The organism is Virgibacillus aidingensis (assembly GCF_010994035.1).
Classification (GTDB): Bacteria; Bacillota; Bacilli; order Bacillales; family Amphibacillaceae; genus Virgibacillus_N.
On the sequence record NZ_WIXN01000023.1, the window covers coordinates 42910 to 54331 of the forward strand.

Consider the following 11422-nt stretch of genomic DNA (forward strand, 5'->3'; position numbering starts at 1 on the left):
TAAAAACGCTTATCAATGTGGGATAAGCGTTATCTATAAACCTTTTGATAAAAGAATGTATCCATTATGCGGAAATGATATTTTGCAGGGTGAAATATTTGTTCTGTGCTCCCGACAAATAATATCCCCTCATTTCGAAGGGAGGATGCAAAATGGTTGTATATATATTCTTTTGCATCATCAGTAAAATAAATCAGCACATTCCGGCAAATAATTAAATCCGTATTTTGCGGATAAACATCCTTTAATAAATTATGCTTTTTAAAAGTTATATTTTGTTTTAATTCAGGTTTAACAGGGAACAGTTTTTCTTTTTCAGTGAAATACTTCTCCTTCAAAAAATCCGGAACTTCCTTTACCGCCTGTTCCTGATACACTCCGAGCGCTGCTTTTTCCAGTGCTTTTTCATCCAGATCAGTAGCGATAATCTGAAAGTTTATATGCGGGAAATATTCTTTCAGTATCATGGCTATACTGTATGGTTCTTCACCGGTAGAGCATGCTGCACTCCATATAGTAAGTGTGGATGTTTGTTTTGTCTTCAATAATGCAGGCAGTATTTTTTCTTTTAATACAAGCCATCTTTTCGGATTTCGAAAAAACTCGGATACGTTAATCGTAATTCTGTCGACAAATTCTTCCCATAAATCTTTATTCGTTTCCAATGCATTAAAGTAAGCGGTAAAATTATGATACCCATGTTTATTTCTTAAAGACGTAATCCTGCGTTTCATTTGCCTTTCCTTATAAAGCTTTAAATCTATGCCGGTTTTCCCTAATACGTGTCCGGCAAAGACATGATAATCGTCCTTCATTTTATTGTCCTCTTTCGTTTTTTCTATGCGCAGAAAAGACTATCCCGGAAAAGATAATTCTTTTTGGGATAGTCTTTTTTGGCTATTCCGGCAAAAATAAGCACGCTGATATCTCACTAATTAGTGGACTTTAAGCGCTGCCTCGTCGGCGATAAAGAGAAGCAGATTCTTAATAAATCCAATCATTATCCTGTTTTGTGTAGGAAACTAACTCTTCTTTGTTGAAGAATAATCCGATTTCTCTTTCTGCACTTTCACTGGAATCGGATCCGTGAATAATATTTTTTCCGACAGTGATGCCATAATCACCACGCACTGTACCAGCAGCAGCTTCTGCCGGGTTCGTTTTGCCCATCATATCCCGGGCAGTGCTGATGACGTTTTCACCTTCCCAAACCATAGCAAATACCGGGCCTGAAGTTATAAATTCAACCAGCTCCCCGAAAAATGGACGTTCTTTATGTTCCGCATAATGGTTTTGAGCCAATTCCCCGGAAATCATCATCAGTTTTGCACCCGCGAGCTTAAATCCTTTTCGTTCAAAGCGATGAACGATTTCTCCAATTAAATTTCTCTGTACCCCATCCGGTTTAACCATTAGAAATGTTTGTTCCATTCTCAGCACCTCTTTGTAAGTAGTTTTATAAATAGAGCAGTATGTAGCAGGCTGCTTAAGCAGGCAGCCTTTTAAATTCTATCAGATTTTTTGCAGAATAACAACGTATTCATGAACGTCTTTTTCCAATGTAATGGGCAATTTCCATTAATGTTTGCTTAGCGCGATTATTTGGGACAGGTTCCAGTACGCTTAATGCTTTCTTTAAGTAAAGATTACTGAGCTTGTAAGACGATTCTATGGCCCCCGTGTTTTTTAATTCTCTGACTAGGCGGGGGATATCTTTTTCTGACACTTCCTCCGGGTTTTTAAACATATCTTTCAGTAAATCATTAAATGATTCGTCTTTCATTGCCAGGAGTACCGGCAATGTGATATTTCCCTGCAGAAGATCATTTCCTGCCGGTTTCCCAAGTTCTTTTGAAGAAGAAGTAAAGTCCAGAATGTCATCTATGATTTGATAGGACATCCCAATATAATAGCCATATAAATAAAGCCTTCTGGCATCTTTATCGGAAACATCACTGACGATAGCTCCCAGCTTGCAGCTAGCGGCTATTAACAATGCTGTTTTCCGTTTAATGCGGCGCAGGTAATCCCGAAGATTTTGGTTCCAATTAAATTTATCTTTAATTTGTTCTATCTCGCCTACGCATACCTGGACAATGGTTCTTGATAATATACGGTGAACGCTTGTGTCGTTAAGGCTTGTAATATTTTCCAGTGCCCTGGCTAAAATATAATCCCCGGTATACATAGCCACCCTGTTGCCGTACAGCTGTCTGATCGTCGGCTTTCCCCTGCGCAGGTCGGCATCGTCTATAACATCATCGTGAACAAGGGTTGCCATATGGATCAGCTCCAAAGACACGGCAACAGTTTTAATCCTGTCCATATCAAGCGTACCGATTTGTCCGCTTAACAATACAAAAACAGGTCGTATTCTTTTCCCGCCTGCTTGTAATAATGCTGTTGATGCTTCCCGTAATACAGTGTGTTCTGCCTGTATTACTTCATTTATTGATTTTTCTATGATATCCAGGTCTTTCTTTAAATATCCATAAGTTTTTGCTAATTTCATGTATGTCACCTTTAATCACTATAAATAGCTGTCCAAATTTACAGCCGGCAGCAGCAAGCAATCAAACGCTATTCTTTAAAGCCCATATGCATTGCTGCAACTCCGCCTGTATAGCTTTTAATTTGAACCCTTGAAAATCCGGCATCCAGAAACATTTGCCGCAGTTCTTTTTTGCCTGGAAAATCCCTGGCAGATTCCTGCAGCCAGGAATACTCCTCGTAGCTTTTCGCAAATAATCGGCCAAGCACAGGCATAATAAATCGAAAGTAAAAATAATATAATTGCCTGAAACCTACTAATGTAGGCTGTGATGTTTCGAGACATACTACTTTCCCGCCCGGTTTGGCGACGCGGTACATTTCTTCCAGCACCGTCTGATAATCCGGTACATTTCTTAGCCCGAATCCGATGGTTACATAATCAAAAACCCCGTCGTCAAACGGTAATTCCATAGCATTTCCATGTATAAATTCAAGCTGTGTTAAGTTCATGTCATCTTTCTTTTGCTCGGCTACAGACAACATGTTTTTACTGAAATCAAGACCAAATACTTCGCCATTCTCTCCTGCAGCCTCTGCTAAAGAAATCGACCAATCACCGGTTCCGGAACAGACATCCAGCGCTTTGGATCCTTTTTCCACATTCATGCGCTTCATTACATCTTTTCGCCAGGCTTTATGGCGTTGAAAGGAAATAATGGAGTTCATGGAATCATAATTATTATAAATTTTTTCAAAGACGTGATGAACGCGTTCTTCTTTTGTTTGTTCTTTCATCGTTATCCTTCTTCCGCACAAAAAGTGATATAGTCTGACTGTTCTGCAAGTGCTTTATCAATATGTTTTTTCAAAAATGCAGGATGTCCCGTATTTTTCTCTAATAAACCCCTGACCCTTAGCATACTGTCTTTTAATTTCATTTCAATCAGCAGTGAGGGACTGGGGTTATTTTTATATTGATTAATTCCCATCTCAAAAAATGGCTCTTCATTATTTATTTTCAGCTTTTCTCCCAGCAGCATTTGAATCAGGGTCCATTCTTCGGCAATCAGCTTCATTGCATCTTCGTTCAAAAATTCGGCAACCCGTGTAATAAGCAATGATTCAATTTTATGTCTAATATATATATAATCGTCAAATGAATTTATTTCTTTATAGTACAGTTTCATTTTATACTCATTGATTTCTTTAATAGCAGCAGCTAAATGGTGAGTCAGGGCAATATCTTCAATATCCGATAAAAGCAAATAATACAAACCGCTGTAGTAGTCACCTGCCAAAACCTTCAACTGCTTGGTAATCTTCCGTTCCTTGTTTTCCCCATCATCTGAAACAGGAACCGTCTCATGGGTATCCAGTGCTATCTGAACGAGCATGGTGGTGACAATATACCTTTCTTTATGAAATGCAGACATTGCTCTATTATTTATCATTGCAGATAACAATATGAGTTTCTCTTCATCTATGACAGGTTTGGGTATATGCTTATTTAAGTATGTATGTTTTATTTTGCTTTTAATTTCTTCTTTTAGATGCAGTATGTCTAGATTGGAATTATCCAAAGAAATCACCTGGGCCCTTTCAGTCATCCTTTTTGGCTTTAGTTATTATAACATAATTTAATACAGAGCGTTAATCAGGAAAATTGACATAAACAGGTGATCCAATTGAATACCTTAATTTTCCATTTCTCCATGGCTAGTTTGTATAACAGCTTTTCCCCGTATTTTTACCGCTGAAGTATGTTCTGTGAACTGGGCAATCATCACTTCGTTTTTATCAAGCTTTTCCGAGTGATGAAAACGTGTATCTGTTCCCCGGGTCAGCCCGATCACGTTTACACCATCTTCAAGTGCCTTAATAACAATAAAATCAGAAGTTACTGATGAATTATTCATACTTACTCTCCTCTCTAATTCTATCTAAATAATGTCTTATAATAAAAGCAATGTCAATTATTACAACTGCATAAAACGCTATACGAAGTTTTAATTAAATTTTTCAAACAATATTATCCTGTTCCGGTAGAATGGTCAGCGGCTGTGATATAAACCCTTCTATATGTGTGTACTTCCTGGTAGCGGAAAGATTTTATTTTATTGTAAATAAAAAGGATACGCTCTCGCGTATCCTTTGTCTGCCCTATGTAGTATTTATTTTACACTATCTTTTAGGGCTTTTCCTGGTTTAAATGCAGGAACCTTGCTTGCCGGGATCTCAATTTCTTCTCCTGTTTGAGGATTACGGCCTTTTCGAGCGGAACGCTCGCGTACTTCAAAGTTACCAAAACCGATTAATTGCACTTTTTCGCCTTTTTTCAGTGAATCCATGACAGATTCAAAAACTGCATCTACTGCTTTAGTAGCATCCTTCTTTGAAAGTTCGCTTTTTTCAGCAACAGCGTTTACTAAGTCTGTTTTATTCATGATATTCACCTCCTCCCAAATCATTTACATAGACATTGGAACAAATAAAGTTCTTTATCATCATTTGTTCACCTTTTTGTCAGGTTTTATACAGTGTGTCACGTTTTTTCATGATGTGACATGGCTTATATTAACTGAGTTTGCCGTAAAATTCAACAAAAAGTACCCAATTTTATGCAGAAATCTATAAAAATCCTCAATTTTTATAGATTCAGCATTTAGCCCCTCCTAAAAATTTACAATGGGTGCTTTGTTATTGATTTATCAGCGTTACTAAAGATATACGACATTACATGAAAAATTCCTGCTGTTTCAGTAAAAAAATTATGATTAAACTATTTTTCTTTTAATTTTATAGGGAAATTTGGATTTCTTCTAAAGGGATTCTTCAAACTGATATTTTGATTAGCCATTAAGTTTCTGTACAATCCTTTATAAGCAATGATGCAGATTAAGGAAGTGTTATGCTTTATTACTGCTGGAAAACAGCAAAAAAATAAGCAGCCGATAATCAGCTGCTAAAGAATGATTGCTATAAGGCCGCCGGAGCCTTCATTTATGATTCTCTCCAGGGTATCCTTTAATTTATACCTTGCATTTTCCGGCATTAATGATATCTTCCCTTGAATTCCTTCTCTCACAATCGAGCTTAGTGACCTTCCGAATATATCCGACTCCCATATGGATAAAGGATCTTCTTCAAAATCCTGCATTAAGTACCTGACAAGTTCTTCGCTCTGTTTCTCCGTACCGATAATCGGTGCGAATTCGGACTCTACTTCTACTTTTATCATATGAATAGATGGGGCTACTGCCTTTAGCCTGACTCCAAACCGGGAGCCTTGGCGGATTATTTCGGGTTCATCGAGTACCATATCTTCCAGTGTAGGGGCTGCAATTCCATATCCCGTTTGCTTCACCATTTGCAGGGCACCGGCTACCTGGTCATACTCTCGTTTTGCATGGGCAAAATCCTGCATTAATTTCAATAAATGATCTTTCCCCCTGATTTCTTCCCCGACAATTTCTTTTAATACCTGGTCATACAGATGATCAGGTGCATGGAGGTCAATTTCGGCAACACCTTCGCCCATCTCCATCCCGGCAAGATTTGCTTTCTCAATGTACTCAAATTCCGGAAATTCGCTTACAATTTGATCAACATCCCGCAGGCGTTTAATATTTTTAACTGTTTCCTGAATTGCTTCCTGGTAATTTTCCCTTAACCAGTGATCTTCTTTTAAGACCATCACCCAGCTCGGAAGATTTACATTCACTTCCAATACCGGAAACTCATAAAGTGATTCGCGCAGCACATTGTAAACATCGTGTTCCGTCATAGATTCAATACTCATGGCAAGAACAGGCATATCATATTTTTCACTCAGCTCCTGTCTGAGCAACTCGGTATCCTGACTCGTTGGTCTGACGGAGTTAATCACCATAATAAATGGCTTGCCGACTTCCTTTAATTCATCTACAATTTTTGCTTCTGCATCCACGTAGTCATTTCTTGGAATATCTCCAATTGTCCCGTCTGTGGTAACCACTACCCCTATTGTAGAGTGTTCCTGAATTACTTTTCTTGTTCCGATTTCGGCTGCATCGTGAAATGGTATTGGATCCTCGTACCATGGAGTGTTAATCATTCTGGGGCCATCTTCATCCTCGAATCCTTTTGCTCCATTTACCGCATAACCAACACAATCCACCAGCCGCACATTCACTTCAAGTCCTTCTTCAACCTGAACCGATACGGCCTGGTTTGGAATGAATTTTGGTTCTGTCGTCATAATTGTTTTTCCGGCAGCGCTTTGCGGCAATTCATCATGTGCTCTTTCCCGTTCACTTTCCTCTTCGATATTCGGCAGTACGACCAACTCCATAAATTTCTTTATAAAAGTTGATTTACCTGTCCGGACGGCTCCTACAATACCAAGATAAATATCTCCATTCGTCCGCTTCGAAATATCTTTAAAAATATCAACTCTTTCCAAAAGATCCCCTCCCGATCCCAGTGCATTTTTATTACGAACAGACTGCGAATATTTGACATTACAAGTCTATGATGTTGTCCTATCAAATTATGACTTAAATATGTGCAAAGAATAAAAAGGTTTCACTCATTCCAAGCCGGTAAATTTTAATTATGTTTAAGTATACTTTAACCGGCCATTCGGCCGGGATAATAAATTGAGCTACCGGTATGCTTAAAAAAGATGTTTATTTTATCAAGCGTTTAAAAAAACCCTTGCAACAATATATGTTGCAAGGGTGCGAATATGATATTTATTTACAGATCCGGGGAAAAAACGGGTTCTCCGTCTCTAATTGTGTAGGGAAATGAATAGGCAGGTACAAATGGCGTATTTTCAGCCAGCAAATAGCGTATATCATCTCCTTCTTCAAAATCATGTTCAAACTCGCTTAAAGCTTGATTCAGATCAATACGGTAATCAATAAAAAGCTCTCCGTTAACATCCATCACAATTGGCAGATTATTATTTGAATATGGACTTCTGATTGTAGGCGGTTCATCAAGACCTAATTCTCCATAATCCACTGTAAAGATTTTTTCCTCAATCTCTTTTCCGAATGGAGGGTACAGATGCTTTTCCCTGTAAATGTTCAATTGGACATTTACATTGCGAAGGGCTTCCGTGATTTGTAAATCAATCAATTTGACTTGCGGATCTTCATCCGGTGTGATGAGTGTGTACTGGTAAACACCGCCATTTTCAAAGGCATTGCCTGGTATCTCTGTAATAATATTATTTTCTTTTAATGCCGTGAAATCAATTAAATACTTTTGGAATATAGGTGTATCACTTGGTTTGGTTTGAATCGGAACAAGTCCGCCCGTTGATTCCTTATATTGTTCTACGGCGCTTTGTACCATTTGCAATTGATCTTCGTTTGGAGTCTGGTTTTTTTCCAATTCACTTTCAGGGTAAAGGCAGCCGCTCAATAATAATAAAATGGTAATCGTAGAAATCCAAATGGTTGCATTTTTCATGTAAGTGCCTCCTTACCGGCTTTACCTTGTGGGACCGCTAAATACAATGTAAAAGATGATGATACTGCCCAGTATTAAAAATACATAGGCAAGGAAGGACACAATTCCCCTGACCCAGCCGTTCAGCTTATATCTGCTTAATAAAATTAAACCGATAGCCAGTATAAGGAATATCATTCCTGCAAAAGAAATATACATTTTCAGCATTGCTTCACTCATTTATTTCACTCCTGTTACGTTAAGGCCAATTAAAAAAATAGGGTATGTCTCTATCGCTGCTGGAATAAGCTTGTCCGCCGATCAGCGTGCAGCACCCCCGGATCTGCCGATATTTACTTTTTATATGTAAGGGGATACCTAAAGTCATTAATGAACATGGACAAAGCTCCCATTGCGTATTATAACATAAGACGTTCGTTCCCCATATAAAAAACATCTATTCAAATTTTTACTTTGTAAAGGAACCTTTGAACTATTATCTGTTTTTCCATTGTTTATTGTTTTCGGCGTATACCTTTAACCCTCTATGAAAAACAATTAAAAATCCGGAATGAAGGGGGGCTGGCTTCATTCCGGTTTGACTAAATAATGTCCACGCAGGCTCTATCCATGAATGCTTGTGCGATTTATATTATGCAAGTATATAACTGGATGTATACTCACTTGCCCAAGTAAAGCTATTTTTTAAATAATTGATTTAAAGATTGCATATCCGTCGGCATATTATTTTTGGTGATGGATTCTACAATTTTATTTTCTTTATCCTTTGAGATTGGTTTATTTGCCATTTTAGCTAAGTGGCGAACCAGTTTTCTCACCGTTCTTTCATCGGAAAAATCAGCGTTTTTTACGGAATCCGCCACTTTATATACTTCATCCGGTTTAATATTTGCATTTTCCTGTAATTTGTCAAAAAGCCCTTTTTGAAAATTATTCACTTATTCTCCTCCTTGCTAATCTTGTTTCAACATATTATATGCAAGGGGGAGTATTCCGTGTTATGCCATATACCGATCAGTCAATAATTTGGATAAATCGTCCATTTCATCCCGTTTACTCCTATTCATAAGCTGTTCCACGACAGTTTTTGGATCCATTTGCTCATACAGTATTTTATAAATACCTGAAGTAATAGGCATTTCCACGTTTTGCTTTTTGGCAAATTCATAAGCAGCCTTTACTGTTCGCACTCCTTCTACAACCATTCCCATCTGCTCCAATACATCATCCAATTTATAATTTTTCCCCAATAGATTTCCGGCCCGCCAATTTCGGCTATGCACACTCGTACAGGTAACGATCAAATCACCTACACCGGATAACCCAAGGAAACTAAGCGGGTTTGCACCAAGCGATGTTGCCAGTCTGGTAATTTCGGCCAGACCTCTGGTAATGAGCGCTGCTTTTGCATTATCTCCATAACCTAACCCATCAGAGATGCCTGCACCAAGGGCGATGATATTTTTTAAAGCACCTCCCAGCTCTACTCCCAAACTGTCAGTACTAGTATAAACACGAAACACATCATTAATAAATAAAGTTTGGGCATATTTTGCATTTACTTCCTTCTCAGAAGCAACTGTAACTGAGGTTGGCTGTCTTAACCCTACCTCTTCTGCATGACTCGGCCCGGATAGTACAGCAATATCTTCTTCCTCATACGCTGTCAGCTCTTCCGCAATCATCTGCGAGACACGTTTTAACGTAACAGGCTCAATCCCTTTAGAAGCATGAATGAGTCTCACAGAAGCGGGGAGAACTCCATTTAGTTGCCTGCTTACCTCCCGGATTGCCTTGGTAGGAACAACAAATACAATAACATCGGCGCCTTCTGTCGCTGACTGTAAATTGCTGTACGCCATTATTGCCTCTGGAATGTTGACATCCAAATATTTATTGTTCCGATGTGTTTCATTTATCTCTTCTGCTTGTTCTTTACGATATGTCCATAGCCGTACCTGATGGCCGTTATCCGCCAATACGATACTTAGTGCTGTCCCCCAGCTTCCTGCCCCTAAAACTGCAACAATTGCCAAAGACCTCTCCTCCTTATTGTCTCTTTCTGGAAAATATTTTTATAGGTGTGCCAACGAAACCAAAGGCTTCTCTTATCTTATTTTCTAAAAAGCGCTCATAAGAAAAATGCATCAGTTCCGGATCATTGACAAAAATGACAAAAGCAGGCGGTTTTACTGCTGCCTGTGTGGCATAAAGCACCTTTAGCCGCTTACCTTTATAGGTAGGGGTCGGATTCATCGCAATAGCATCCATAATTACATCATTTAAGACATTCGTCTGTACCCGTTTTGTGTGGTTCTCACTGGCTGTTTTTATTGCCGGAATCAGCGTATGAAGACGTTTTTTTGTTTTGGCCGATAAAAAAACAATCGGAGCGTAATCCAAATATTGAAAATGCCCCCTGACTTTCTCTTCAAATTCTTTCATGGATTTTTCATTTGCATTTATTGTATCCCATTTATTTACAACAATTACTACAGCCCTTCCTGCTTCATGGGCATAACCTGCTACCTTTTTATCCTGTTCCCTGATTCCGGTTTCTGCGTCAATTAAAACTGCAGTCACATCAGAACGTTCTATTGCTTTTAAAGCCCTCAGTACACTATATTTTTCCGTCGTTTCATACACTTTGCCGCGTTTGCGCATGCCTGCAGTATCTATAATGACAAAATCCTGGTCTTCTGTTTTAAGGTGAGTGTCGATAGCGTCCCGTGTAGTACCTTCTATATCGCTGACTATAACGCGGTCCTCGTTTAATAATGCATTCACAAGTGAAGATTTCCCCACATTCGGACGGCCGATGACACTGAAATAAATGGTATCATCTTCATCTTTTAATTGACTTCTTTCCGGAAATTTACTGATAACAGCATCCAATAAATCCCCCAGTCCCAAACCATGTGAGCCGGATATAGGGAAAGGTTCTCCGAAGCCAAGGGAATAGTATTCATAAATATTTTCCCGCATTTCGGGATTATCAATTTTATTTACACCAAGGACGACAGGTTTATTTGATTTGTAGAGGATTTTTGCAACTTCTTCGTCAGCGGCTGTTATACCTTCTCTTCCATTTACAAGAAATATAATTACATCTGCTTCGTCTATTGCAATTTCAGCCTGGTTTCTCATTTTTACAAGCAATGGTTCATCCGCAATTTCAATACCGCCTGTATCTATTATATTAAATGTAAAGTTTAACCATTCCGCCTCTGCATAAATCCGGTCCCTTGTAACACCCGGGATGTCCTCCACAATAGAAATTCTTTCACCGGCCAGTCTATTAAAGATTGTTGATTTTCCAACATTTGGTCTTCCGACAATTGCTACAACTGATTTTCTCATAGCTATCCTCTCTCTTCAGCGAACATATTAATTGCTTTATTCATTCTAGCAAAAGAAAGGGTTCTCCACAATGGAAACATGGGGGACGGTTCTCCAGTTTTATTTATCG

General features: G+C 38.6%; 13 protein-coding genes. All 13 read right to left on the reverse strand.

Translation table 11 applies throughout. The annotated features are described in order from the left end of the window. Positions 1 to 29: 29 nt before the first annotated feature. The 13 genes from GHD25_RS16665 to der all read right to left on the reverse strand — a co-directional run bounded on the left by GHD25_RS16665 (position 30) and on the right by der (position 11313). Positions 30 to 815, reverse strand: coding sequence for a CheR family methyltransferase (locus tag GHD25_RS16665; protein ID WP_164218951.1), 786 nt, complete (start codon positions 813 to 815; stop codon positions 30 to 32). Positions 816 to 984: 169 nt separating this feature from the next. Beyond that, positions 985 to 1431: a nucleoside-diphosphate kinase gene (gene ndk, locus GHD25_RS16670; RefSeq protein WP_164218952.1), complete on the reverse strand. Its 447-nt coding sequence runs from the start codon at positions 1429 to 1431 to the stop codon at positions 985 to 987. Between the two features lie 109 nt (positions 1432 to 1540). Next, positions 1541 to 2512, reverse strand: coding sequence for a heptaprenyl diphosphate synthase component II (gene hepT / locus GHD25_RS16675; RefSeq protein WP_164218954.1), 972 nt, complete (start codon positions 2510 to 2512; stop codon positions 1541 to 1543). Between the two features lie 68 nt (positions 2513 to 2580). Then, entirely contained in the window at positions 2581 to 3288 is a 708-nt protein-coding gene (gene menG / locus GHD25_RS16680) for a demethylmenaquinone methyltransferase (protein WP_164218956.1), read from the reverse strand. Between the two features lie 2 nt (positions 3289 to 3290). Next, positions 3291 to 4100 (reverse strand): heptaprenyl diphosphate synthase component 1, encoded by an 810-nt coding sequence (locus tag GHD25_RS16685; RefSeq protein ID WP_240452396.1) that lies wholly within the window; start codon positions 4098 to 4100, stop codon positions 3291 to 3293. An 87-nt stretch (positions 4101 to 4187) separates the two neighbouring features. After that, on the reverse strand, positions 4188 to 4409 hold the full coding sequence (mtrB, locus tag GHD25_RS16690) for a trp RNA-binding attenuation protein MtrB (RefSeq protein WP_164218960.1): 222 nt from the start codon (positions 4407 to 4409) through the stop codon (positions 4188 to 4190). Between the two features lie 255 nt (positions 4410 to 4664). After that, a complete protein-coding gene (locus tag GHD25_RS16695) occupies positions 4665 to 4937 on the reverse strand; it encodes an HU family DNA-binding protein (protein ID WP_164218962.1) in 273 nt (90 codons plus the stop codon). A 518-nt stretch (positions 4938 to 5455) separates the two neighbouring features. Next, a complete protein-coding gene (gene spoIVA / locus GHD25_RS16700) occupies positions 5456 to 6934 on the reverse strand; it encodes a stage IV sporulation protein A (protein WP_164218964.1) in 1479 nt (492 codons plus the stop codon). A gap of 296 nt (positions 6935 to 7230) precedes the next feature. Further along, entirely contained in the window at positions 7231 to 7953 is a 723-nt protein-coding gene (locus tag GHD25_RS16705; RefSeq protein ID WP_164218966.1) for a hypothetical protein, read from the reverse strand. Between the two features lie 21 nt (positions 7954 to 7974). Continuing rightward, positions 7975 to 8172: a DUF2768 domain-containing protein gene (locus GHD25_RS16710; RefSeq protein ID WP_164218967.1), complete on the reverse strand. Its 198-nt coding sequence runs from the start codon at positions 8170 to 8172 to the stop codon at positions 7975 to 7977. A 458-nt stretch (positions 8173 to 8630) separates the two neighbouring features. Then, positions 8631 to 8891 carry a stage VI sporulation protein F gene (locus GHD25_RS16715; RefSeq protein WP_164218969.1) on the reverse strand — a complete coding sequence of 87 codons (261 nt, stop codon included), beginning with the start codon at positions 8889 to 8891 and terminating at the stop codon, positions 8631 to 8633. A 60-nt stretch (positions 8892 to 8951) separates the two neighbouring features. Continuing rightward, positions 8952 to 9989, reverse strand: coding sequence for an NAD(P)H-dependent glycerol-3-phosphate dehydrogenase (locus GHD25_RS16720; RefSeq protein ID WP_164218971.1), 1038 nt, complete (start codon positions 9987 to 9989; stop codon positions 8952 to 8954). Positions 9990 to 10002: 13 nt separating this feature from the next. Continuing rightward, complete coding sequence (gene der, locus GHD25_RS16725; protein WP_164218973.1) at positions 10003 to 11313, reverse strand: ribosome biogenesis GTPase Der; 1311 nt, start codon at positions 11311 to 11313, stop codon at positions 10003 to 10005. Positions 11314 to 11422 lie beyond the last annotated feature (109 nt).